The following is a 26076-nucleotide window of genomic DNA, read 5'->3' as shown; positions in this document are numbered from 1 at the left end:
CTCAGGCCATATACGGCACCCGCGAGATCACGTTGATGGCGCGGAATTCCGCGATCCAGCCCGCGACCTTGGAGTGGGACCATTCGATATGGCGGCGCAGGGTCGCGGCCGCCGCGTCGCCGTCGCGGGCGCGCAGGGCTTCGATGATCACGAGATGTTCGTCCATGAAGGAATCGATCTGCGGCGCGGTGAGCGCGACCTGAATGTGCTTGCCGATCACGAACGCGCAGTGGGTGCGCTTGAGCGCTTCGAGCATCTCGCGATTGACGCCGTAACCCAGGCAGCGGATATGCAGGTCGCCCTCGATCTCGTCGAGCTCGCCGACGCCGACGTTGCTGCGGAATTGAATGCCCTCGCGCAGCCGCTCGGCCATCCGATCAAGCAGCGCCGCAGGAATCTTCGCCGCGGCTGATTTCAAGAGCAGCGGCTCGAGGGTCGCGCGCACCTCGAAGATGTCGCGCAATCGATCCTCGTCCAGCGGCACCACGTACCAATGCGCCTTGGCGCCTTTCTCCAGGATTCCGATCGCCTGCGCACGGAGCAGCAGATTGCGCGCGACCGTGCGCCCGACCCGGAAATGCCGCGCCAGCGCCAGCTCGCTGACACGGAAGCGTCCGAACAGCGAGCGGTAGATGATCTCGCGTTCGAGCTTGTAATAGAGGGTGTCCCAGGCATCGCTGCGCACCGCCTCGACCGGGCCGTCGGTCAGCCCGAGCATCTCGGGGGTGATCGGCACGCGCCGCGGTTCGACCTTGCGCTTGCCGGCGATGACGCCGCGGCCGTCGAAGCGGCGCACCAGGCCGATGTGCTCGAGCTGCTCGAAGGCCTGCCGCACCGGCGAGCGGCTGGAGCCGAACAAGGTTGCGATCGCCGACTCCGAGAGAACGGCGCCGGGCGGAACATCGCCGGCCCGGATGTGCTTCGCCAGTGCGCTCTTGATCAGCGCGTAGGCCGGCTGTTTCCGTCTGGTCTGCGATTTCGCTCTTGGAATCGACATCGATGACTGCCCGTCGGTCACATTACGTAGCAGGCATTTACGCACCGCCGCCAGCGAAGTTTTGGCTATTGCGTGCAATGTGCAATCATGTTTAGCTGGGTCGGTACGTTTGGATCGATTGTCGCCGTTGCACGTTTTGTGTGCCGCAGCGGCGCTGATGTTTGTTCGTCGCGCTGTTTTGATGGCTGCGGATCGGGCAACGGGTCTATGCGTCCAGCTCGTCTCAATGCAGCCGGCATCCAAGTTCGGCGCTATCAAGGGAGGATTGAATGAAACTGACGAGGCGTGAGTTTTCCGCCGGCTTGGCGGCAGGTCTCGCTGCTCCCGCGCTGATGCGCAGCGCGTGGGCGCAGGGCGCGACCATCAAGATCGGCATGTGCGTGCCGGTGACCGGTCCGGCAGCGGAGCAGGGGCTGTGGGCCCAGAACGGCGCCAAGCTGGCGCTGGCCGCGGTCAACAAGGCCGGCGGCGTGCTCGGCAAGCAGGTCGAACTCGTGATCGAGGACGACCAGACCACCAATCCCGGCATCGTGCTGGCATTCTCCAAGCTCGCCGCGCAATCCGACATCGTCGCCTTCCTCGGCTCGATCCGCTCGACCCAGGTGCAGGCGATGGCCCCCGACGTGATCAAGGTCGGCAAGCCCGTGATGATAGGCGGCACCAATCCCGATCTCACCCATTCCGGCAATCCATGGCTTTTCCGCTTCCGGCCGAACGACAATTATTCCGGCCGCGTAATCGCCGATTTCGGCGTCAATACGCTCGGCAAGAAGAAATGGGCGATCGTGCATTCCACCGACGCCTTCGGCACCGCGGGCGGCAAGGCGCTCACCGAGGCGCTGACCAAGCTCGGCGCGCCGCCGGTGCTCGACCAGGGCTATGCCAACCAGAGCCAGGACTTCACCCCGGTCGTGCTGGCCGTGAAGCAGTCCGGCGCCGACGTGCTCGGCACCTACTTCACCTTCGAGAACGACCTCGGCATCTTTGCCCGGCAGCTGCGCCAGCTCGGCGTCAATATTCCCTGGGTCGGCTCGCCCTCGGTGGTGGCGGTGTCCTCGACCAAGCTCGCCGGCCCCGCGCTGTTTGGCACCTATGGTGTCGCAGATTTTGCCGAGGACTCCAGCGAGACCGCGAAGGCATTCGGCAAGGCCTACCGCGATGCCTACAAGACCGCGCCCGACAACCAGAGCGCCTGGCCGTACGACGCGATCACGATCCTGTCGGCGGCGATCAACAAGGCCGGCTCGACCGATCCGGCCAAGATCCGCGAGGCGATCCTGGCGACGCAGAAATTCGCCGGTGCCGAAGGCGAGTACAATTTCGACAAGAACGGCGACGGCCTGCACGGCTACAACGTCGTGAAGAACGACAAGGGCACGATCGTCTACGACAAGCACATCGACTTCAACGATTGATCAGGCCGGTCAGGGAGGCACGAGTGGATGGGTTCCCTCCCCCCTTGCGGGGGGAGGGTTAGGGAGAGGGGTAAGCCGCACGGGCGGAATTCGTGGCTTACCCCTCTCCCTAACTCTCCCCCGACGCAAGTCGGGCCTGCCCGACTTGCGCAAATTTACGATGCGCAACCGGGGTAGATCCGGTTGCGTGGGGAGAGAGCCCTACCACCTCCCGAACGACAATCACTCCGATCCGGCTGGTGCCGGGATGTTCGTTTCGCCTTTCAATCGAGCGCTGTCATGGATCTGGTTCTTCAACTGCTATTCACCGGAATCGGCATCGGCGCGGTCTACGCGCTGGTCGCGCTCGGTTTCGTGCTGATCTTCCGCGCCACCAATGTGGTGAACTTCGCGCAGGGCGAATTCTCGATGGTCGCCGCCTATCTGATGGTGGTCTGCGTCGAACTCGGCCTGCCTTACTGGCTGTCCTTCGTGATCGCGCTTGCCGGCATGGCGCTGCTCGGCGTCATCTTCAACCTCGGCGTCTATTATCCGCTGCGCCACCGCACCTATCTGCCTGTGATCATCGCCACCATCGGCGCCTCGATCCTGCTGTCGAACTCGGTGCTCGCGATCTACGGTCCGCAGCCGCAGGTGCTGCAGGGCTGGTTCGATACGCCCGGCATCCAGCTCGGCCCGGTCTATCTCGACAGCCAGTATCTCCTGATCATCGGCGTCACGATCCTCTTGGTGCTGTTCAATTTCTGGTTCTTCGAGAAGACGCTGCTCGGCAAGAAGCTGCAGGCAACCTCGCAAGACAAGGAAATGGCCTCGCTGCTCGGCATTTCCGTCTCCAGCATGATCATGATCACCTTCATCTATTCGGCCGTGCTCGGCGGTCTCGCCGGCATCCTGGTGGCGCCGGTGCTGTTCGTCTCGATCCAGATGGGCTCGACCATTGCGCTGAAGGCATTTGCCGCGACCATCATCGGCGGCTTCGGCGATGTCGCCGGCGCCATCGTCGGCGGCCTCGCGCTCGGCGTCATCGAGACGTTCGGCGCGGCCTATGTCTCGGTGCCCTACAAGGACGGCTTTGCCTTCCTGGTGCTGATCGCCTTCCTGGTGTTCCGGCCGCAGGGCATCTTCGGCGAACGCGTCGCGGAGAAAGCATGAGCGCCAGCGACAACATGATTCCGGCGCCGGCCGTGCGCTCGAAACCGCTGATCATCCGGCATCTGCCGTATTTTCTCGGCGCAGCGGTGCTGGTGGCGCTCGCCGCCAGCATGCAGTTCGACGGTTACGTGCTCAATATCCTGCTGCAGGCCACGACCTTCTCGATCGCGGTGTTCGGGCTGTCGGTCGTGCTCGGCCTGTGCGGCCAGATCAACCTGGCGCAGGCCGCGTTCTTCGGCTTCGGCGCCTATGCCGTCGGCCTCGGGACCGCCGACCTGCATCTGAACTTCTGGCTCTGCCTGGTTGGCGGCTGCGTGATCACGCTGATCGCCGGCGCTTTCCTCGGCATGTCGACGCTGCGGCTCGGCGGGCATTACCTGGCGATGGTGACGATCTCGTTCCAGCAGATCGTGACGCTGGTGATGATCAACGCGATCGGCGTGACCCATGGGCCCGACGGCGTCGCCAACATTCGCCGCCCCGAGCTGTTCCAGTCGTCGCAAAGCTATCTCGCGTTCTGCGTCGCGATGCTCGCCATCATCGGCTATCTGGTCTGGCATCTGCCCGACACCAAGCTCGGCCGCGCCATGCGCGCGGTGCGCGACAACGAGCTCGCGGCCGGCGTCAACGGCATCGACGTGTTCCGCACCAAGGTTTCCGCCTTTGCGGTGTGCGCGGTGCTCGGCGGCCTTGCGGGCGGCCTGTTCGCCGGCGGCTTCGCCTATGTCAGTCCGGACCAGTTCTCGTTTGCGGAATCGATCCAGTTCCTGACCATGTCGCTGCTCGGCGGCGTGGCCTCGCCGATCGGCTCGGCGATCGGCACCGGGCTGCTGATCCTGATCCCGGAATGGCTGCGCTTCCTCAAGAGCGTGCCGGGTCTCTACCTCGCGATCTACGGCCTGTCGGTGATCCTGATCATCCGCTTCATGCCCGACGGCATCTGGGGCTTCGTGTCCGACGCCTACACGCGCTGGCGCGCGGATACCAGGGCGCCGCCCGTTGCCGGAGCGCTCCAGCTCAAGCCCGCGACCACGGGCGGCGACATCGTGCTCGAGGTCACCGGGCTCTCGAAGCATTTCGGCGGCCTCAAGGCGGTCGACGACGTCGACATCGCGGTGAAGCGCGGCAGCGTGCATGCGCTGATAGGACCGAACGGCTCCGGCAAGACCACGACGCTGAACGTGCTGTCCGGCCTCTACAAGGCGACATCAGGCAAGATCGTGCTCGACGGCACCGACATCACCGCCATGGCGCCGCATCAGCGCACGGCGGCGGGTCTCGGACGCACCTTCCAGAACATCCGCCTGTTCCGCTCGATGACGGCGCTGGAGAATGTCGAGATCGGCGCCGAGCGGCCCGGCAACACCATGATCGGGAAGGGCGATGACGCGCTGACCGAGCGCGCAATGGAGGCGCTGACTTTCGTCGGCCTCGGCAGCCGCGCCAACGAGCTGATCTCGAGCTTCTCCTACGGCCATCAACGCCTGATCGAGATCGCGCGGGCGCTGGCCTCGAACCCGACCTTGCTGCTGCTCGACGAGCCGGCCGCCGGCCTCAACTCGACCGAAAAGCTCGAGCTGCACGAGCTGCTCAAGCGCATCGCAGCCCAAGGCCTCACCATCCTGATCATCGATCACGACATGACGCTGGTCTCGGAAGCCGCCCAGCACATCACCGTGCTGAACTTCGGACGCCGCATCGCGGACGGCGAGTCGATGGCGGTGCTGCGCCATCCCGACGTCGTCTCCGCCTATCTCGGGAGCGAATGATGCCGCTGCTCGAAATCCGCAATCTCGTGGTCCGCTACGGTGAGATCGAAGCGCTGCGCGGCATCACCATCGCCGTGGAGCAGGGCCAGGTGGTCACGCTGCTTGGCGCCAATGGCGCCGGCAAGTCGACCACGCTGCGCGCGATCAGTGGCCTCGCCAAGCCCGCCTCGGGCGACATCCTGTTCGACGGTCATTCGATCGCGGGCCTCGGGCCGGAAGCGATCGTCCGGCTCGGCATCTCGCATGTGCCGGAAGGCCGCCGCGTGTTTCCGGGCCTCACGGTGAAAGAGAACATCATGCTCGGCGCGTCGAACCGGAAGGTTTCGGCGTCCCAGATCTCGCGCGAGGCCGACGCGATGTTCGATTTGTTTCCCGATATTCGCGCCTTCTCCAACGCGCTGGGCTGGACGCTGTCCGGCGGCCAGTTGCAGATGGTGGCGGTGGCGCGCGGGCTGATGGCGAAGCCGCGGCTGCTGCTGCTCGACGAGCCGTCGCTCGGTCTCGCACCTGTGATCGTGCAGGCGGTGTTCCGCATTATTTCGCAGATCAGGAAGGACACCACGGTCTTGCTCGTCGAGCAAAATGCGCGCATGGGACTCTCGGTCGCCGATCACGGTTTTGTCCTCGAAACCGGGCGGATCGTGCTCGGTGGCAAGCCCGACGAATTGTGGGGCAATGAAGCCATCGCTGCCGCCTATCTCGGCGGCCACGCCAAGACCCACGCCTGACACCGTCCCGTGCTTTACTGAGCGAGCTAGTTCTTCATGGTCACCATCAAGGTCGATAATCTCATCAACTTCGTGTCGGAGGTATTTTCGCATTCGGAGTCCTCTCCGGAAGAGGCGAAGCGCATCGCGACCTACCTGACGACCGCGAACCTCACCGGCCACGACAGCCACGGCGTGATCCGCGTGCCGGTTTATGTCCGGTGGAAGAAGATGGGCTCGATCGTGCCGAACCAGACCCCCGAGGTCGTGGTCGACACGCCGTCGCTCGCGGTGGTCGACGGCAAGTTCGGATATGGCCAGACCGTCACGCCGGTTGCGGTCAAGCTCGGCATCGAGAAGTGCAAGAAGGCGGGACTCGCCGCGGTCGCGCTGCGCAACTCCGGCCACCTCGGCCGCGTCGGCGACTGGGCCGAAATGGCCGCCGCGGAAGGTCTCGTCTCGATTCATTTCGTGACCGCGGCGGGCTCGCTCTTGGTCGCGCCCTATGGCGGCGTCGAGAAGCGGCTGTCGACCGCGCCGTACTGCGTCGGCATTCCGCGCCAGGGCCAGGACCCGATCGTGCTCGATTTCGCGACGTCCGTCGTCGCCGAGGGCAAGTGCCTGGTGGCGAGCCGCGGCGGCAAGAAGCTGCCGATCGGGGCGCTGGTCGATGCCGACGGCACGCTGAGCGAAGACCCGCATGTGCTGTATGGCCCGTACACGCCCGACGGGCCGCGCGACCACACCAAGGGAACCGGCGCGATCCGCGCGTTCGGCGATCACAAGGGCTCCGGTCTCGCCTTCATCTGCGAATTGCTCGGCGGCGCGCTGACCGGCACCGGTGCGACGTCATCGGATCGCCGCTTCGCCAACGGCATGATGGCGTTCTACATCGATCCCAAGGTGATCGACACCAGCAACTTCTTCGACGGCGAAATCACCCGCTACACCGATTTCATCCGCGCCACCAAGCCGATCGCGGGCACGGAGTCCGTGCTGGTTCCGGGCGATCCCGAGCGCAAGACCCGCGCCGATCGCACCAGGAATGGCATCCCCTTGCCTGACGACACCTGGGCGGCGATAGTGAATACCGCGCGCGAAGTCGGCGTCAGCGAAGTCTCGATCCAGCGGGCGACCAGCTGAGGTCCGCTCCTCCAGGAAACGCAGCTGCCCTTCAAGAAGCACAAAAGGAAACGTGATCAATGGCAAACAAGGTCAAGCAGGTCTGGGCATCGGGCAAGGCGGTGGTCAACGCGTGGCTGGCGATCCCCTCCGGGTTTTCCGCCGAAGTGATCGCGCAATGCGGCTTCGACAGCGTCACCGTCGACATGCAGCATGGTGTGCAGGACTATCAGTCGATGGTGCAATGCTTCCAGGCGATGCATGCCCATCCGGTCACGCCGATGGTCCGCGTGCCCTGGAATGAGCCCGGCATCATCGGCAAGGTGCTGGACGGCGGCGCCTATGGCGTGATCTGCCCGATGGTCAACACGCCGCAGGAAGCCAAGAACCTCGTCTCCTACGCAAAATATCCGCCGAAGGGCGTGCGCTCCAACGGTCCGATCCGCGCCGGCATGTATGGCTCGGCCGGCACCTATCAGCAGACCGCCAACGACGAGATCGTGCTGCTGCCGATGATGGAGACCAAGACCGCGGTCGAGAACATGGAAGCGATCCTCGATGTCGAAGGCATCGACGGCGTCTATATCGGCCCGTCCGATCTCGGCTTCTCCTACGGCCTGGTGCCGAAGCTCGATCGCGACGAACCGGAGATCCTCAAGATCTACGAGAAGATCATCAAGGAGTGCGGCAAGCGCGGCCTCAACCCGGGCATCCACTGCTCCGGCGCCGAAGGCGCGGTGCGCGCCATCAACATGGGCTTCAAGCTCGTCACGCTGTCGAACGAAGTCGGCCTGATGCAGGTCTACGCCAAGATGCAGGTCAACGCGACCCGCGAGAAGTCCGGCGGCAAGGTGTAACGTGATCTCTCCCTCTCCCCGTTCTTCACGGGGAGAGGGCTGGGGTGAGGGCTTCTGTCCGGCGAGCATCGTTGTAGTTGGCAGTGTGCTTTGCCCCTCACCCGAATTCTCGCTACGCGAGAATTCGACCTCTCTCCGTAAAGAACGGGGAGAGGTAAAGGAAACACCAAGGAGAGTTCCCATGGCCACCGCACAAACGATCCGCCTGCACGCCGACGACAGCGTCCTGATCGCGCGCGCGAGCCTGCCGCCGGGACTGGAAGTGGCCGAGGGCGTCACCACGGTCGATCGGATTCCGGCTGGCCACAAGGTCGCGATCAAGCCGATCGCGCAGGGCGAGCCGATCCGCCGCTACGGCCAGATCATCGGCTTTGCGACGCAGCCGATCGCGCCCGGCCAGCATGTGCACACCCAGAATTGCGGCATGGGCGATTTCGCCAAGGACTACGCTTATGGCGTCGACGTCAAGCCGGTGCCGAATTTCGATCTGCCGGCGACGTTTGAAGGCATCCGCCGCGCCGACGGCCGCGTCGCGACGCGCAACTATATCGGCATCCTCACCTCGGTGAATTGCAGCGCTCATGTCGCCGGGATCGTCGCCGACATGTTCAAGAAGAACCCGTTCACCGGCGACAATCCGCTGGCCGATTACCCGAATGTCGACGGCGTCGTCGCGCTGACCCACAAGACCGGCTGCGGCATGACCCAGGACGAGCCGCTGGCGCTGCTCCGCCGCACGCTCGGCGGCTATGCGCGGCACGTCAATTTCTCCAACGTCATCGTGCTCGGCCTCGGCTGCGAGGTGAACCAGATCGGCGGCCTGATGGCCGAGCAGAAGCTCGCCGGCCGGCTGCGCGCGATGGACATCCAGGAGGTCGGCGGCACCCGCAAGACCGTCGAAGCCGGCGTTGCCTTCGTCAAGGAAGCGCTCGCCGACGCCAACAAGGTCAAGCGCGAGGCGGTGCCGGCGAGCGAGCTCACGGTGGCGCTGCAATGCGGCGGCTCGGATGGATACTCCGGCGTGTCGGCCAATCCGGCGCTCGGCGCGGCGAGCGATCTGCTGGTCCGCCACGGCGGCACGGTCATTCTCTCGGAGACGCCCGAGACCTATGGCGCCGAGCATTTGCTGACCCGCCGCGCCGTCAGCCGCGAGGTCGGCGAGAAGCTGGTCGGCCTGATGCGCTGGTGGGAGGAATACACGAGCCGCGAGGGCGCCGAGATGAACGCCAATCCGAGTCCCGGCAACAAGGCCGGCGGCCTCACCACCATCCTGGAGAAGTCGCTCGGCGCGATGGCGAAAGCCGGCAGCACCAACCTCGTCGACGTCCTGCACTACGCCGAGCCGGTGACAAAAAAGGGTTTTGTGTTCATGGACACGCCCGGCTACGACCCGGTCGCCGCCACCGGGCAGGTCGCCGGCGGCGCCAACCTGGTTTGCTTCACCACCGGCCGCGGCAGCGTGTTCGGCTGCAAGCCCGCGCCGTCGATCAAGCTCGCCACCAACACGCCGATGTACAAGCGGATGGAAGACGACATGGACGTCAATTGCGGCACCATCCTCGACGGCGAGGAGAGCGTGCAGGAATGCGGCCAGCGCATCTTCGACCTCATCCTCAAGACCGCCTCCGGTCAGCCGACCAAGAGCGAGAGCTTCGACTTCGGCGGCGCCGAGTTCGCGCCGTGGGTACTCGGCGCGACGATGTAGTTGCGCGACGATCTCGCTCTGTACCCCGCTGGCCACCAGCTGTGGTAATGTGCAAGGTGTCTGCCATTGCCGCTTATCGAGAGATCACGCGGTATGGGTCCCTGCTTTCGCAGGAACGACGAGTTCTGTTGACGCGGCGTCCCGGATTGCGCTTCGCTCCATCCGGGCTACGGACTGGATGTAGGACACATGCGCGCGCGTCGGTTGGGGATTATTGTATGTCTCGCATTGCTGAGTTTCGGCGCCGCCTCGGCTGACGCCGCGACCATCGTCGCGCTGGGCGCGAGCAACACCTACGGCAAGGGCGTGGCGCGCAACCAGGCCTATCCCGCGCAGCTCGAAGCGATCCTGCGCGCCAAGGGAATGAACGTCCGTATCGTGAATGCCGGCATCAATGGCGACACCACGGAAGGGATGCTGCAACGGCTCGACCGGTCGGTCCCCAATGGCACCCGTGCGGTGATCCTGCAGCCGGGCGGCAACGACCGGCGCAAGGGCAGCCCGGACCGGACCGCGGATATCCAAAGCCGGCTCAGCGCCCGCGGCATCACGGTGATCATGCTCCCCAACGGGATGCTGGGCGGACTTCCGCATCAGCCCGATGGCGTGCACCTGACCCCCGAAGGCTATCACATGCTTGCCGAGCAGCTTGCGTCGCAGGTCTCCGGCGCGATCGGCCGCTAGTCCCTGTAGCCCGGATGGAGCCAACGGGTCGCGCGAACGCGCGCCCGATGACAGGCTCCGCGAAAATCCGGGACTCTCACCGCGGATAAAATCCCCGGATTGCGCTTCGCTCCATCCGGGCTACGGCTTCGCTCGCTGCTTGGGCAGCCTATGCCCGTTGTTAGTGCTTGATGTCGACCGGAACCAGTGTTCTGCTCAAAAAAGCTGCTGGAGTCCTCGGTCCGTGTCGATCTTCGTCGCACTGCATCACGTCACGCACTACAAATACGACCGGCCGATCGATCTCGGGCCCCAGACCATTCGGCTCCGGCCGGCGCCGCATACCCGCACGCCGATCCTGAGCTATTCGCTCAAGGTTACGCCGGCCAACCACTTCGTGAACTGGCAGCAGGACCCGCAGGGCAACTGGCTGGCGCGCTACGTGTTTCCGGAGAAGGCGACCGAGCTCAAGGTCGAGGTCGACTTCACCGCGCAGATGACGGTGGTCAATCCGTTCGATTTCTTCGTCGAGCCCTACGCCAACGCCTTTCCGTTCGAATACCCCGCCGATCTCAAGACCGAGCTTGCGCCTTACCTTGAGACGGAAGCACCCGGGCCGTTGCTCGCGGCGTATCTGAAGGGGGTTCCGCGCCAGGCCGACTCGACCGTCAATTTCCTGGTCGAGCTGAATTCTCAGCTGCAAAAGCAGATCAGCTACGTCATCCGCATGGAGCCCGGCATCCAGACGCCGGAGGAGACGCTGGCCGCGGGCTCCGGCTCCTGCCGCGATTCGGCGTGGCTCCTGATCCAGGCGCTGCGCCATCTCGGGCTCGCGACGCGCTTCGTCTCCGGCTATCTCATTCAGCTGCGGCCCGACATCGATCCGCTCGAGGGGCCGCGCGAGGTCGAGAGCGATTTCACCGACCTGCACGCCTGGGCCGAGGTCTATCTGCCCGGCGCCGGCTGGATCGGGTTCGACGTCACGTCCGGCATGCTGACCGGCGAGGGCCACATCCCGGTCTGCGCCACTCCGCATTACCGCTCGGCCGCGCCGGTGTCCGGCACCGCGGGTATCGCCAATACCGAGTTCGGCTTCGAGATGAGCGTCAAGCGGATCCGCGAGGCGCCGCGGATCACCCGGCCGTTCTCGGACGATTCCTGGGCGCGGCTCGACCGGGTCGGCGAGCAGGTCGATGCCGACCTGACGAAAGACGACGTGCGGCTGACGATGGGCGGCGAGCCGACCTTCGTCTCGATCGACGATCTGGAATCGCCGGAATGGAATGTCGCCGCGGTCGGCCCGACCAAGCGCGCGCTGGCCGACGAATTGATCCGCAAGCTGCGCACGCGGTTCGCGCCGGGCGGCCTGCTGCATTACGGCCAGGGCAAATGGTATCCCGGCGAGAGCCTGCCGCGCTGGGCGTTCGGCCTCTATTGGCGCAAGGACGGCAAGCCGATCTGGAAGAACGCCGATCTGATCGCAAGCATCGAGAATTCGCGCAAGGCCGAGGTGGCCGATGCCGAGCGCTTTGCCGTCGGCACCGCGAAGAAGCTCGGGCTCGGCGCCGACTATGTCATGCCGGCCTATGAAGACCCGGCGTTCTGGCTGCAGCGTGAAGCCGGGCTGCCGCCCAACGTCACGCCCGATAACTCCAAGCTGACGGATGCCGAAGAGCGCGCGCGCCTGGCGCGGGTGTTCGACGAGGGACTGACGACGCCGAAGGGCTTTGTGCTGCCGATCCAGCGCTGGACGCCGCTTGCCGACAAGATCCCTGCGCGCTGGCGCAGCGAGCACTGGAAGATCCGCCGCAGCCATCTGTTCGCATCACCCGGCGATTCCCCGCTCGGCCTGCGGCTGCCGATCGGCTCGCTCGAACATGTCCCGCCGGAGGACTATCCTTACATCGTCGAGCAGGATCCGATGGCACCGCGCGAGGCGCTTGCCGATGCGGAGCTGAAGCAGGCGCTGAAGGACATCCCCGAGCCGCTGCCGGTGCGCACCGCAATGGCGATCGAAGTCCGCGACGGCGTGCTCTGCGTCTTCATGCCCCCGGTCGAGAAGGTCGACGACTATCTCGAGCTGATCACGGCAATCGAGGCGACCGCCGAGGAAACGCAGCTCGCGGTGCATGTCGAAGGCTATTCACCGCCATATGATCCGCGCGTCGAGGTGATCAAGGTGACGCCCGATCCCGGCGTGATCGAGATCAACGTGCAGCCGGCGCAAAGCTGGCGCGAGGCCGTCGATATTACGCTCGGCCTCTATGAGGACGCCGCGAAGACACGGCTTGGCGCCAACCGGTTCCTGATCGATGGCCGCCACACCGGCACCGGTGGCGGCAACCACATCGTGGTCGGCGGTAGCAAGCCGGAGGATTCGCCGTTCCTGCGCCGGCCCGATCTCTTGAAGAGCCTCGTGCTGTACTGGCAGCGGCATCCGTCGCTGTCTTACCTGTTCTCCGGCATGTTCATCGGCCCGACCAGCCAGGCGCCGCGCATCGACGAGGCGCGGCACGACGGGCTCTATGAGCTCGAGATCGCGCTGTCGCACGTGCCGCCGTCGGGCATGGACGCGCCGCTGTGGCTGGTCGATCGTTTGTTCCGGCATATCCTGGTCGACATCACCGGCAACACCCATCGCGCCGAGATCTGCATCGACAAGCTCTATTCGCCCGACAGTCCGACCGGCCGGCTTGGCCTCGTCGAATTCCGTGCGCTCGAAATGCCGCCCGATCCCAGGATGTCGCTGGCGCAGCAGCTTCTGATCCGCGCGCTGATCGCAAAACTGTGGCGCGAGCCGCAGCAGGGCAAGTTCGTGCGCTGGGGCACCGCGCTGCATGATCGCTTCATGCTGCCGCATTTCCTCTGGGAGGATTTTCTCGGCGTGCTCGCCGAGCTCAAGCAGTCCGGCTACGACGTCGAGCCGGAATGGTATCAGGCGCAGCTCGAATTCCGTTTCCCCGCCTTCGGCCGGGTTCATCACGGCGGTGTCGGCCTCGAGCTGCGGCAGGCGCTGGAGCCCTGGCACGTGCTGGGCGAGGAGGGCACCTCGGGCGGCACGGTGCGCTATGTCGATTCGTCGGTCGAGCGGTTGCAGGTGAAGGCGACCGGATTCGTCGAGGGCCGCCACGTCATCACCTGCAACGGCCGGCGGATGCCGATGACCGAGACCGGCCGCTCCGGTGAGGCGGTCGCCGGCGTCCGTTTCAAGGCTTGGCAGCCGGCCTCCGGCCTGCATCCGACCATTCCGGTGCACGCGCCGCTGACGTTCGACCTGATCGACACCTGGAACGGCCGCTCGCTCGGCGGCTGCGTCTATCACGTCGCCCATCCCGGCGGCCGCAATTACGAGACCAAGCCGGTCAATTCCTACGAGGCCGAGGCGCGGCGGCTGGCGCGCTTCCAGGAACACGGCCATACCCCCGGCAAGATCGAAACGCCGCCGGAGGAACGCACAACTGAGTTTCCCTTGACCCTCGACTTGCGGACGCCGCTCCTGCACTAATTGGAGCGCGTTCCAGCGAAATCGGATCATTCTCTGGGACGCAGGGGAAGTGGAATGACCGTGTCGGGTGGCCAAGGCGGCAGCAGTCAGGAGAGCAGGGCCCGGCCCGGCCAGCGCCGGATGGCGCAATGGACCCGGGACTACGTCCGGCTGCCCGGCATTCCCGACGAATATATCGCCGAGAACGGCGCGCCGCGGCCGGCCTGGGCGCGCTTCTTCGATGCATTTGCCGCGCTGTCGCCGGCCGATATCGAGCGCCGCTTCGCCAATGCGGACCGTCATCTGCGCGAGGCCGGCGTCACCTATCGCGCGCCCGGCGATACGTCGGACCGGATCTGGCCGCTCAGCCATCTGCCGTTGATCATCGACGCCGCCGACTGGCGACAGCTCGCCGCCGGCGTCGCGCAGCGCGCGCAGCTTCTGGAAATGGTGCTGGCCGATCTCTACGGCGACGGCCGCCTCGTTGCTGACGGCGCGATCCCCGCGGCGGCGATCGCCGGCAGCAGCGAATATCTGCGCGCGGTCAGCGGCATCAAGCCGCCGGGCGGCCGCTATCTACATCTCTATGCCGCCGACATCGGCCGCGGACCCGACGGCCGCTGGTGGGTGCTCGGCGATCGCACGCAGGCGCCGTCGGGCGCGGGCTATGCGCTGGAAAACCGCCTGGTGCTGTCGCGCGCCTTTTCCAATCTCTACAAGTCGATGAATGTCGAGCGCGTCGCGCCGTTCTTCGAGGCGTTCCGCGATTCGCTGCGCGCCAGCGCCGACCGCGACGAGCCGCGGATCGGCCTGCTGACACCCGGCGCGTTCAGCGAAACCTATTTCGAGCACGCGACCCTGGCGCGCTATCTCGGCTTCCTCTTGGTCGAGGGCGACGATCTCGCGGTCTCCGGCGACCGCGTCCATATCCGCACCGTTGCCGGATTGAAGCGGCTCGACGTGCTGCTGCGCCGGGTCGATTCCAACATGCTCGATCCGCTCGAGCTCGATGCGTCGTCCTATCTCGGCGTGCCGGGCCTCGTCGAGGTGCTGCGCAAGGGCGGCGTCGTGGTCGCCAACATGCCGGGCTCCGGCGTGATGGAGGCCCGGGCGCTGCTCGGCTTCCTGCCCAATCTGTGCCGGCGCCTGCTGAGCGAGAACCTCATGATGCCGCACATCGCGACCTGGTGGTGTGGCCAGAAATCCGCCCGCGAGCAGGTGCTGTCGCGGCTCGACGAATTTGCGATCGAAGGCGCCTATGGCCGCGGTGTCGCGGATTTTCCCGGCCACGGCCCGGTGCTCCCCGGCGAATTGTCGGCGGCGGATCGCGATCGCCTCAAGGATGCGATCAGCCATCGCGGCATCGACTATGTCGGCCAGGAGCTGGTGCGGCTGTCGACCACGCCGGTGTGGGAGAACGGCCGGATCACGCCGCGTCCGTTCGTGCTGCGGGTGTTCGCGGCCGCGACGCCGAACGGCTGGACCGTCTTGCCCGGCGGCTTCTGCCGGATCGCCGACCGGGCCGATGCGCGCGCGGTGTCGATGGGCGATGGCGCGGTCTCCGCCGACGTCTGGGTGGTCTCCGACAGGGCGGTGGCCACCTCGACCTTGCTGCCGGCGGTCGATACCGTCCGCATCCGCCGCATCGCCGGCGTGCTGCCGAGCCGCGCCGCCGACAATCTGTTCTGGCTCGGCCGCTATCTCGAGCGCGCCGAGGCCACCATCCGCCTGATCCGCGCGCTGTGCACGCCGCTGCGCGATCCGGCGCGCGCCAATTCGAACGGCAACGCGCCGGCGATGCATTCGGCCGAGCGCATCCAGCGCCTGCTGGTGACCTGGGGCGCGGCCACGCAGACCGCGCGGGCCAATCCGGCCAAGGTCGCGCTCGAAGCGTTGCAGAACGAGGAGAAGTTCGGCTCGGCGCTGTCGCTCGTGCGTTCGGCGCAGCGCACGGCGACCTCGCTCCGCGAGCGGTTGTCGCCGGACGCTTGGCAGGTCATCACCGAAATGGCCGACCGGCTCGCGATCGAGGTGCATGACGATGATGGCGTCGTCAGCGCCGCCGAATTGACGTTGCAGGAGCTCGCGAGCTTCGCAGGCCTGGCGCAGGAGAACATGAACCGCGCCGCCGGCTGGCGCTTCCTCGACATGGGGCGCCGCGCCGAGCGCGCCATCAACACCACGCGCTTTGCCCGCCAGTTCGCCTATGACGAGGCCGGCGACGAAGACCTCGACGTCCTGCTCACGCTGGTCGATTGCCAGATTACCTATCGCTCGCGCTATCTGGTGCAGCCGCTGCTGACGCCGGTGCGCGATCTTGCGGTGCTCGATCCCTACAACCCGCGCTCGGTGGCGTTCCAGGTCGCGGCGCTGAACGAGCATATCGCCGCGCTGCCGAGCCTGAAGGAGCACGGCCTGATCGAGCGGCCGCAGCGGCTCGCGGTCGCGCTGGAGGCGATGCTGACGACGGCCGAAGCCGGCAGCCTCGACGTCAAGACGCTGTTCGCGCTGGAGCAGGATCTGCTCAACCTCTCCGATGCGATCGGGCTGCATTATTTCCCGCACGGACCGAACGCCAGCCGGCCGGAGAAGCTCACGGGGCTGGCGTGATCTACGACATCCGTCACGTCACGACCTATAGCTACGAGACCCAGGTCAGTTTCGCGCGCTGCGCGCTGCGGCTGGAGCCGATCAGCGGCGACGGGCAGCAGCTGATCTCGCATGCGGTCGAGATTCGACCCAAGCCCGCGGAGCGCACCTCCCGGCGCGACTTCTTCGGCACGCTGACCGAAAGCGTCCTGATCGAGACCGCGCATCGCAGCCTCCGCATCGATTCCCGCTCGCGGGTCTCGGTGACGCGGCAGCCGCCGGCGCGTGACGCCGCGAGCCCGTCCTGGGAGAGCGTGCGCGATCACGCCTTCGAAGGCTTGAGCCTCGATGCGGCCTCGCCGGTCGGCTATGTCTTTGCCAGTGCGCTGGTGCCGGTGTTGCGGCCGGTGACAGCCTATGCGTCCGCGAGCTTTGCGCCCGGTGGCGGCATCCTCACCGGAGCGGCCGACCTGATGCACCGCATCCGCGGCGACTTCAAATACGATCCCAAGGCGACCGTGATCTCGACGCCGCTGCGCGACGTATTCGAGAAGCGCCACGGCGTCTGCCAGGACTTTGCCCATGTGATGATCGCGGGCCTGCGCGGGCTCGGCCTGCCCGCGGCCTATGTCAGCGGCTATCTGCGCACCATTCCGCCGCCGGGCCGGCCGCGGCTGCAGGGGGCGGATGCGACCCATGCCTGGGTCTCGGTCTGGTGCGGCAGCGAGCTCGGCTGGGTCGGGTTCGATCCGACCAACGATCTGATGGTCGGAGGCGACCACATCATCCTCGCCATCGGCCGCGACTTCGCCGACGTCTCGCCGGTCGATGGCGTCATTGTCGGTGCGCGCAAGCAGAAGCTCAGCGTCGCGGTCGACGTGCTGCCGGTGGAGTGAGGGAGCGGGTGTGACTTCGATCAGGCGACGTGCCGCTTGCCGGATTTGTCCCATCCGATCGGGCTGACGACGACGCGGTCGCGGCCTTCGTGCTTGGCTTGATAGAGCGCAAGGTCCGCGGCCTTGAGCAGATCGCGCGACGTACGCTCGTGGTCGGGCACGAGGCAAGACACCCCGATGCTGACGGTCGGCAGCTCCTGCTCGGTCTCGCGTGCGGCCGTCAGCTTGGCGCGAATCTGTTCGGCGACATCAAGCGCGCCGGCCTTGCCGATGCCCGGCAGCAGCACCGAAAACTCCTCACCGCCGTAGCGCGCGCCGAGATCGGTGACGCGCTTGGCGGTGGCTGCGATGCACCGCCCCACGGTGGCGAGCACGGCGTCGCCGGCCTGGTGTCCGTAGGTGTCGTTGAAGGCCTTGAAATGATCGACGTCGATCATCAGCAGCGAGACCGGCGATTTCGCGCGCATGCCGCGCCGCCATTCGACGTCGAGGGTGTCGTCGAGACGGCGGCGGTTGGCGAGGCCGGTCAGCGCATCGGTGCTCGCGAGGTGCGCGAGCCGGCGTTCCGCCGCGACGCGCCGTTTGAGAGCAGCCAGCAAATAGAACATCAGCACGATCGAGAAGCCGCACAGTGCGGCCACCACGCTGCCGATCAGCCAGACCTGCTGCCACCAATCGGCATAGATGCCGCTGAGCGCGAGACCCTCGGCGACGATCAGGCGATGGTTGCCGACCGCCTGGAAGACATAGAGCCGGCTGACATGATCGACGAGCGATTTGGTCATATAGGAGCCGGATTGCCGTGCCGGGTATTGCTTGAAGACCAGGGAGTCCTTGATGCTTTGCCCGATCTTGCCGATCTCGAACGGTGCGCGCATCAGTATCACGCCATCGGCGTTGAACAGCGCCATGCTGTCGCCGAGGCCGAAGTTCAGCTTGCGAAACAAATTGTGGAAATAGCTGAGCCGCATGCTGCCGGCGACCACGCCGGCAAACGAGCCGTCGTCGTTGCTGATGCGGCGGCTCAGGCTGATCAGATATTCGCCCTCCGGCGTGACCCAGGGCGCGCTGACGAACAGACCACGGTCCGGTTGGGTCCGCTGCGCCTGGAAGAAGTCGCGATCGGCGAAATTCGCGGTCCGCGGCGTCAATGTCCGGGAATCAAGCGTGACGTCTCCCGCGGCATTCAGCACCAGGATCGAGCCGAGATCCTTGGCCGTGGCGGCGCGGTCGAACAGCAAGACCTGGCGAAGCTCCGGGCTGATCTTGGTCAGCTCCGGCAGCTTGACGCCGTCGGCGACCGCCTGCAGCGAGAGGTCATAGAGCTCGATGTTGCGGTCGATTTCGCTGGCGATCGAGGCGACGAGATTGGTCGCGCCTTGCTTCGCATGCTGATAGTCCTTGTCCGCCATCTCCCAGAGGATCGAAGCGCAGATCGCCGAAAAGCCCAAAACGAGGCCGATCCCGAGCGCAAGGAGCCGTTTGGTCGGCACCGCCTTCGGCCTTGGCACAAGCCCATTCATTGCACGCTTCCACTTCCCCCCGCGCCCCCGCGCTTTGACGTTTTCTATGGGGGCATCAAATTGAGAAAGGCGACCTGAAGCGCGGGCAATTTATGCGCGAGCGTTGGCAGAGCCTTAACCATCCGGATTGGCCGGGACCTGTCGCGTGCTTTGGTCTGCGGGGCGCGCGAGCAGAAGCTCGGTGTGCTTATGGTCAGCCTCAGCGAGGGCGCTGGGCGCCGCCGAGCTACCCTGTGGTTGCGCGACAAATCATTCGGCTTTTCAGAATTTAACTTGACAACCGACCCAACTTAGATGTTTAATGCGTCCGTCTCGCCCGATCGAGGGGCGCTTCGCGGTCGTCACGAACGCGGGTCGAGATGCGGTGGACGCGGAATGCGCAGTCGACGAATGCGCATGACGCGGACGGCGAAATCGTGCAGGCCTGACGCCCTAGTGGTAGGTGTCTTTTCCGATTGCGCGGGTGCGCGTTGCGAAGACGGTGACAACAAAGCCCAGTCTCGCCGGGGAGAGCACGTATAAGCCGTAACCCATCGCGCAGGGAAAGCCGGATTGCTCCGGTTACACCTGTGGTCCTACCCCCGAGCTTTCTACCCTTTTGCTCGGGGCCCATGGGTGCGATCGGCACCCGGCTTTCCCTGCGCCCTCTTCGAGAAGAGGGCGGAACGAAGAGCAAGACTCGGACAATCATGTCGCGAGAACGCGAAGCTGTATCGCCATCCTCAGCTGTCATCGCGGGGGATCCAGTACGCCGCGCCCTTTCGGCCCAAGCACAACCGTCTCTGGAATACTGGATCACCCGCTTTCGCGGGTGATGACACCGACAGTGTGGCAATTGAATCGAAACCCACCCTCATCGTCGTCCTGGCGAAAGCCAGGACCCATTACCCCGAATGAGATTTGTTGCGCGACGCTGGGGCCATAATCCCTACGACAATCGAATGCGGGGGTCCTGGCTTTCGCCAGGACGACGATGAAATAGGTCGCCTCAACACATCAAACAGGACGGCATCATAACCGGCGCATACATTCGCGGGTGATGACATCGAACAAGACATTCTTGACGCAGCCCCGGGATTTGGATTGGCCCCAGCAGCCACTTTGTCGCTACGTCCCCGTCCGCCGCAGGCCGTCAGCGGCATCGCTGCGCAAATTGCGGAAGAACTGTTCGACCTCGCGCGACAGCGTCTCGGCGGTTGCGGTCAGATCGTTCGACGCCGCGAGCACCGCTTCCGCCGCCTTGCTGGTCTGGTCCATGTCGTCGCGGAGCGAGCCGACGTTTGTGACCAGGGTTTCGTTGCCCTGGGCCGCCATGTGCGCGTTGGCCGAGATTTCGCGGGTGGCAGCATCCTGCTGGCCGATCGCGCTTGCGATGTTGGCCGTGACGTCGTTGATCTCGCGCACGGCCTGGCCGATCTCGCGCACCGCGGCCACCGAGTTGCGGGTGGAGGCCTGGATCAGGCCGATATTCTCGCTGATCTCGGCGGTTGCCTTCGCGGTCTGCCCGGCCAGCGCCTTGACCTCGTGCGCCACGACGGCGAAGCCGCGGCCGGCATCGCCGGCGCGGGCGGCTTCGATGGTGGCATTGAGCGCGAGCAGGTTGGTCTGCTCGGCGATCGCCTGGATCAGGTTCAGCACGCCGTCGATGCGCTGGGTGGTGGCGGCGAGGCCCTCGATCTCGGTGATCGACCGGTCGGTGCGCACCCCGGCCTGATCGACCGCGCCGGAGGACTGCTTGACCTGGCGGCCGATCTCCTCGACCGAAGCGGAGAGCTCTTCGGCCGCGCTCGCCACCGCGGAGACGTTGCTCGAGGCCTGTTCGGTGGCGCCGGCTGCGGCAACCGCACGGCCGCTGGCGTCCGCCGCGACGGTCGCGATGGTCTGCGCGGTTCGCCGCATCGTCGCGGCGTTGTCCTGCACCGCGCGCAGCACCTCACCGATGGTGCCGCGGAATGCGTCGACGAAGCTCTCGATGTGCCGGCCACGCGCGTCACGGGCCTCGGAATCCTGCAGGACTTGCGCATTCAGACTGCGATTGCGCTCCATCGCCTCCTGGAACACCTTGATGGCGCGCGCCAGGGCGCCGATCTCGTCGCCGCGCCCGACATGGGGCACTTCGACATGGTCGTCGCCTTCGGCGACGCGCTTGATGGTCGCGGTGATCTGCGACAGACGGCCGGGCCACCGAGCGGGCGATGATCAGGACGCCGAGCACCACCACGATCAGGGCGGCTGCACCGAGCCCGGTCAGCAGCAGCGCCAACGCCCGGTTGGCGTCGGTCTGCCGTGCCAGTCGCTTGCTGCGCTCGGCATAGACCTTGGACAGCGCCTCGAGGTCCTTGTTCAGCGCGGTGCGCACGTCGCGGTTGGCGTCGTTGTCGCCCCACTCACGCCCGGCTGCGGCGCCGATCTCGATGCCGCGGCGAACCAGCTCCTTGCGGAATTCGACGAATTGCTCGATGCGCGCCTTGAACGCCGCGAACTGGGCGGCGTCGTCGGCCTGCACCAGGGTTTCCCAGTTCTTGACCACGCTGAGGATGCGGTCGCTGAACGCCAGCAGCCCGTCACCGTATTTCTTCACCGCCGCCGGATCGGTCGACATGTAGATGCCGCGGGATTCCATCACCACGGCATAGACCAGCGAGTTGACCCGCTCGACATTGAGTGCGGCGCGGCTCGCGAGGTCGACGGCCTCGGTCAGCTCGGCGTTGCGCCGCGCGTTGGTGTCGGACAGGAAGGTGATGGCTGCGGTCAGCGCCGCGATCAGCGCAAACGTCGAGTACAGCCGGGCAGCAAGCGAGAATCGGGATGCCATTGGTGGCCGGGATCTGGGGGTCGGAGATGTGACGGGGACGGGCATTGCGGGCACTCCAAGAGGCCGGGGAGTACCGTCGGCCAATTAAAGCTTATGCAAAATGTTCATGGATAATGTCTTAACGAGCGCGGTTTCCGCCGGCCGCAACCCGTTAAATCTCCAAACAATCCCAATGTCTTATGAGGGGTGCTCGGAACCTTCCTGGTTGTGCCGCCTTGCCGCGCCGTCGAGTGACGGGCCGCCATCATCATCACACATCAACATCCCCTGCGCGGTGGCAACGATGCCGATGGCACGACTTTCGCAAAGAGGTGCTAGGTTACGTTGCCCCAGCCTCGACGTGAACTCCCATGCACTATCGTCACACCATCGGCGCAACCAACTACGCATTCGACGATCTGCGCATCCTGCTTGCCAAGGCCTCGCCGCCGCGGTCCGGCGACCGCCTGGCCGGCCTCGCAGCCGACAGCGCGGAGGAGATGATCGCCGCGCGGCTTGCGCTGGCCGACGTGCCGCTCAAGCAATTCCTCGACGAGCCGGTCATTCCCTACGAGGACGATGAAGTCACGCGCTTGATCCTCGACAGCCACGACGTTGCCGGCTTTGTGCCGGTGTCATCGCTCACCGTCGGCGGTTTCCGCGACTGGCTGCTGTCCGATGCCGCCACTGGAGACACGATCAGGAAGATCTCGCGCGGCATCACGCCGGAGATGGCGGCGGCGGTGTCGAAGCTGATGCGCAACCAGGATCTGATCCTGGTGGCGAAGAAGTGCGAGGTCACGACCCGCTTCCGCAACACCATCGGTCTGCGCGGCCGCATGAGCACGCGGCTGCAGCCCAACCATCCGTTCGACGACCCCAAGGGCATCACCGCCTCGATCCTCGACGGGCTGCTGCTGGGATCGGGCGATGCCTGCGTCGGCATCAACCCGGCAAGCGACGATCCGAAGGTGATCGGCACCCTGCTGCGGCTGCTCGACGACATCATCGCGCGGCTCGAGATTCCGACGCAGGGCTGCGTGCTCACCCATGTCACCACTACGCTCGGACTGATCGGGCAGGGGCTGCCGGTCGATCTCGTGTTCCAGTCGATCGCCGGCACCGAGGCGGCCAACCGCAGCTTCGGCGTCGACCTGTCGCTGCTGCGCGAGGCGCGCGAAGCCGGGCTGTCGCTGCACCGGGGCACGGTCGGCGACAATGTGATGTATTTCGAGACCGGGCAGGGCTCGGCGCTGTCGGCCAACGCCCATCACCAGGTCGACCAGCAGACCTGCGAGGCACGGGCCTATGCGGTGGCGCGCGCGTTCGATCCGCTGCTGGTCAACAGCGTGGTCGGTTTCATCGGCCCCGAATACCTGTATGACGGCAAGGAAATCATCCGTGCCGGGCTCGAGGATCATTGCTGCGGCAAGCTGCTCGGCCTGCCGCTCGGGATCGACGTCTGCTACACCAACCATGCCGAGGCCGATCAGGACGACATGGATAATCTGCTGACGCTGCTTGCGGCCGCTGGCGTCAATTTCATCATGGGGGTGCCGGGCGCCGATGACGTGATGCTGAACTATCAGTCGACATCGTTTCACGACGCGCTCTACATCCGCGACCTGTTCGGCCTGAAGCGGGCGCCCGAATTCGACGCCTGGCTCGTGCGTGTCGGCCTTGCCGGGCAGGACTTCCGCCTCGTTGACGATGCGGAGCGGCTGCCCAACCTCGCGGCGAGGCTCCTGACCTGACGGGATAGCGAAATTCTGCAGAGCAACTATCTCGGCGTTATGACGTTAGGGAGTGCCACAATGTTGAAGAATTTCTGGCCCAGCGTTCCGCGTCGTGGTTAGATTTGCAGGTGCTTCGGGGTCATATTGATGAGAGCTGAGGGCATAGAGACAGCACGGCGTATCCTCTGCGTCTTTCCGCGCTATACGTCGTCGTTTGGCACCTTCGAGCACTCCTATCCCCTGACCGACGGCGTCAAGGCGTTCATGCCGCCGCAGGGCCTGCTGCTGATCGCGGCCTATCTTCCCGAGAACTGGCCGGTCCGGTTCGTCGACGAGAACCTGCGGCCCGCGACCGCGGAGGATTTCGCGTGGGCGGATGCCGTGTTCGTCAGCGGTATGCACATCCAGCGCCAACAGATGAACGACATCTGCCGCCGCGCGCATGAGCATGACCGCGTGGTCGCGATTGGCGGCCCCTCGGTCAGCGCCTGCCCGGACTACTATCCCGCATTCGACTACCTTCATGTCGGCGAGCTCGGCGACGCCACCAACGAGCTGATCCGGCGCCTGGCGGAGGACATCAGCCGTCCCGGTGAGCAGGTGGTGCTGACAACCGTCGACCGCCTGCCAATGACGGACTTCCCGCTGCCGGCCTATGAGCTCGCCGAGACCAAGAAGTACTTTCTCGGCAGCATCCAGTTCTCCTCGGGCTGCCCCTATCAGTGCGAGTTCTGTGACATCCCCGGGCTCTATGGCCGCAATCCGCGGCTGAAGTCGCCGCAGCAGATCATCGCCGAGCTCGACAAGCTGCGCGCCTGCGGCGCGACCGACACGGTCTATTTCGTCGACGACAATTTCATCGGCAACCGCAAGGCGGCGAGCGAATTGCTGCCGCATCTGATCGCGTGGCAGAAACGGACCGGCTATGTGACGCGCCTTGCCTGCGAGGCGACGCTCAACATCGCCAAGCGACCCGAGATCCTGGAGAAGATGCGCGAGGCCTTCTTCGTGACGATCTTCGTCGGCATCGAGACGCCCGACCCCGATGCGCTGAAGGCCATGCACAAGGATCAGAACATGATGGTTCCGATCCTGGAGGGCGTGCGCACCATCAATTCCTTCGGCATGGAGGTCGTCTCGGGCATCATCATGGGGCTCGATACCGACAAGCCGCAGACCGGCGACGCGCTGATTTCATTCGTCGAGGAATCGCGGATTCCGCTGCTCACCATCAACCTGCTGCAGGCGCTGCCGAAGACGCCGCTGTGGGATCGGCTCGAAAAGGCGGGCCGGCTGGTCGATGACGAGGGCCGCGACTCCAATGTCGCGTTCCTGCTGCCCTATGAGGACGTGGTCAGTTCCTGGCGCAAATGCATGGAAATCGCCTACGAGCCGAAGAAGCTGTTCGAGCGCTATCTGCATCAGTGCAACTACACCTATGCGAACCGCATCAAGGTGCCGGTCAGCCCTGAAATGAAAAGCTGGGCCAACATCCGGCGCGGCCTGATCATGCTGCGCAACATCTTCTGGAAGGTCGGCGTGCTCGGCGACTACAAGCGGGTGTTCTGGAAGTTTGCGCTCGGCCGGCTCAAGCGCGGCGACATCGAGGGGCTGATCTCGGCGACGCTGGTCGCGCATCATCTGATCACGTTTGCGCGTGCAGCCTCCAGCGGCCGGCAGAACGCCTCGAACTACTCGATCCGGCTGCGCGAGGCGTCCGTTCCCGCCGAATGACAGCATGACGACACCGCCAGCGCCATCGCTCCCTTCGCTTCCCGATCTGCGCGAGCTCACGCCGGCGCGCGTCGGCCTCGGCCGGTCCGGGGCCAGCCTGCCGACCGATGCGCTGCTCTCGTTCACGCTCGACCATGCCCGCGCCCGCGACGCCGTTCACGCCGCCTTCGATGTCAGCGGGATTGCCAACGGCGTTGCCGGCCTCGGCATCACGCCGCTTCAGGTATCGAGCCAGGCGCAGAGCCGGCGCGACTATCTGCGCCGGCCCGATCTCGGGCGCATGCTGGATTCGGCATCCCGGCGATCGCTGGAGGGCGGCGGCATCACCGCGTGCTCCTGCGCCATCGTGATCGGGGACGGCCTGTCGCCGACCGCGGTCAATGTGCACGCGGTCGAACTGCTCCGGCATCTCTTGCCGCAGCTTGCGGCCGACAAGATCGATGCCGGCGCGGTGGCCATCGCGTCGGGGGCGCGTGTCGCGCTCGGGGATGAGATCGGCGCCATCATCGGCGCGCGCATGCTGGTGATGCTGATCGGCGAGCGGCCGGGCCTGTCCGCGCCCGACAGCCTCGGCGCCTATCTCACCTTCGCGCCGCGGATCGGTCTGACCGACGCCGATCGCAACTGCGTCTCCAACATCCACCGCGCCGGGCTGAGTTATGCGGACGCTGCATTCAGAATCGCCTGGCTTGTGCGCGAAGGCCTGGCACGCCAGATCACCGGGGTCGCGTTGAAGGATGAAAGCGGCGGTGGATCGTCACAGAATGCGCTGCCAGGGTGTGGCAAATCAGTTACTTAAGGGCTGATATCGGCGGTTCCCCGTCGATTTGGCGCGCGCCGCGCGCTTGCGAGCAAGGGGACGGACGGGTAAAACCGGCGCCGGTCAATATTCGCGTGTTTTCAAGGACTAGCGCCGAACAATCGCGCTCACCC

At 65.6% G+C, this 26076-nt stretch carries 16 protein-coding genes and 1 pseudogene; 14 read left to right on the top strand and 3 right to left on the bottom strand.

Annotation, left to right across the window (positions count from 1 at the left end; all coding sequences use genetic code 11):
• Position 1 precedes the first annotated feature (1 nt).
• Positions 2-997 (bottom strand): GntR family transcriptional regulator, encoded by a 996-nt coding sequence (locus ACVIW0_RS25405; RefSeq protein WP_461354837.1) that lies wholly within the window; start codon positions 995-997, stop codon positions 2-4.
• Positions 998-1266: 269 nt separating this feature from the next.
• Between ACVIW0_RS25405 and ACVIW0_RS25400 the strand changes: the two genes are divergently transcribed.
• The 11 genes from ACVIW0_RS25400 (at position 1267) to ACVIW0_RS25350 (ending at position 17356) form a co-directional block, all read left to right on the top strand.
• Positions 1267-2412, top strand: a complete 1146-nt coding sequence (locus ACVIW0_RS25400) for an ABC transporter substrate-binding protein (protein ID WP_461354836.1) — start codon at positions 1267-1269, stop codon at positions 2410-2412.
• 279 nt (positions 2413-2691) lie between these two features.
• Positions 2692-3564, top strand: a complete 873-nt coding sequence (locus ACVIW0_RS25395; protein WP_461354835.1) for a branched-chain amino acid ABC transporter permease — start codon at positions 2692-2694, stop codon at positions 3562-3564.
• Positions 3561-5333: a branched-chain amino acid ABC transporter ATP-binding protein/permease gene (locus tag ACVIW0_RS25390; protein ID WP_461354834.1), complete on the top strand. Its 1773-nt coding sequence runs from the start codon at positions 3561-3563 to the stop codon at positions 5331-5333. Before ACVIW0_RS25395 ends, ACVIW0_RS25390 begins: the two co-directional genes overlap by 4 nt.
• Positions 5333-6061, top strand: coding sequence for an ABC transporter ATP-binding protein (locus tag ACVIW0_RS25385; protein WP_461354833.1), 729 nt, complete (start codon positions 5333-5335; stop codon positions 6059-6061). Before ACVIW0_RS25390 ends, ACVIW0_RS25385 begins: the two co-directional genes overlap by 1 nt.
• A 36-nt stretch (positions 6062-6097) precedes the next feature.
• Positions 6098-7183: a malate/lactate/ureidoglycolate dehydrogenase gene (locus ACVIW0_RS25380; RefSeq protein ID WP_461354832.1), complete on the top strand. Its 1086-nt coding sequence runs from the start codon at positions 6098-6100 to the stop codon at positions 7181-7183.
• Between the two features lie 59 nt (positions 7184-7242).
• On the top strand, positions 7243-8019 hold the full coding sequence (locus ACVIW0_RS25375; RefSeq protein ID WP_461354831.1) for an HpcH/HpaI aldolase family protein: 777 nt from the start codon (positions 7243-7245) through the stop codon (positions 8017-8019).
• Positions 8020-8200: 181 nt separating this feature from the next.
• Positions 8201-9724, top strand: coding sequence for a UxaA family hydrolase (locus ACVIW0_RS25370; protein WP_461354830.1), 1524 nt, complete (start codon positions 8201-8203; stop codon positions 9722-9724).
• A gap of 189 nt (positions 9725-9913) precedes the next feature.
• The gene (locus ACVIW0_RS25365; protein ID WP_461354829.1) at positions 9914-10408 is read left to right on the top strand and encodes a GDSL-type esterase/lipase family protein; all 495 of its coding nucleotides are present in this window, start codon (positions 9914-9916) and stop codon (positions 10406-10408) included.
• 223 nt (positions 10409-10631) lie between these two features.
• Positions 10632-13892 (top strand): transglutaminase family protein, encoded by a 3261-nt coding sequence (locus ACVIW0_RS25360; protein ID WP_461354828.1) that lies wholly within the window; start codon positions 10632-10634, stop codon positions 13890-13892.
• Between the two features lie 54 nt (positions 13893-13946).
• Complete coding sequence (locus tag ACVIW0_RS25355; RefSeq protein WP_461354827.1) at positions 13947-16481, top strand: circularly permuted type 2 ATP-grasp protein; 2535 nt, start codon at positions 13947-13949, stop codon at positions 16479-16481.
• Positions 16478-17356, top strand: a complete 879-nt coding sequence (locus ACVIW0_RS25350; RefSeq protein WP_461354826.1) for a transglutaminase family protein — start codon at positions 16478-16480, stop codon at positions 17354-17356. The genes ACVIW0_RS25355 and ACVIW0_RS25350 overlap by 4 nt, the downstream gene beginning before the upstream one ends.
• 20 nt (positions 17357-17376) lie before the next feature.
• Here the strand turns inward: ACVIW0_RS25350 and ACVIW0_RS25345 are convergent, their stop codons facing one another.
• Together ACVIW0_RS25345 and ACVIW0_RS25340 are read right to left on the bottom strand one after the other, a co-directional pair.
• Positions 17377-18879 carry a sensor domain-containing diguanylate cyclase gene (locus tag ACVIW0_RS25345; RefSeq protein WP_461354825.1) on the bottom strand — a complete coding sequence of 501 codons (1503 nt, stop codon included), beginning with the start codon at positions 18877-18879 and terminating at the stop codon, positions 17377-17379.
• 1107 nt (positions 18880-19986) lie between these two features.
• A pseudogene (locus tag ACVIW0_RS25340) lies at positions 19987-21694 on the bottom strand (methyl-accepting chemotaxis protein).
• Between the two features lie 350 nt (positions 21695-22044).
• Between ACVIW0_RS25340 and ACVIW0_RS25335 the strand changes: the two are divergent.
• The 3 genes from ACVIW0_RS25335 to eutC all read left to right on the top strand — a co-directional run bounded on the left by ACVIW0_RS25335 (position 22045) and on the right by eutC (position 25942).
• Entirely contained in the window at positions 22045-23427 is a 1383-nt protein-coding gene (locus ACVIW0_RS25335; RefSeq protein WP_461354824.1) for an ethanolamine ammonia-lyase subunit EutB, read from the top strand.
• Positions 23428-23556: 129 nt separating this feature from the next.
• Positions 23557-25143, top strand: a complete 1587-nt coding sequence (locus ACVIW0_RS25330) for a B12-binding domain-containing radical SAM protein (RefSeq protein WP_461354823.1) — start codon at positions 23557-23559, stop codon at positions 25141-25143.
• A 4-nt stretch (positions 25144-25147) separates the two neighbouring features.
• The gene (gene eutC, locus ACVIW0_RS25325) at positions 25148-25942 is read left to right on the top strand and encodes an ethanolamine ammonia-lyase subunit EutC (protein ID WP_461354822.1); all 795 of its coding nucleotides are present in this window, start codon (positions 25148-25150) and stop codon (positions 25940-25942) included.
• The last annotated feature ends 134 nt before the right edge of the window (positions 25943-26076 follow it).

The sequence above is a fragment of the Bradyrhizobium sp. USDA 4454 genome (assembly GCF_054822705.1).
This window is presented reverse-complemented; position numbering and strand designations above follow the sequence as displayed.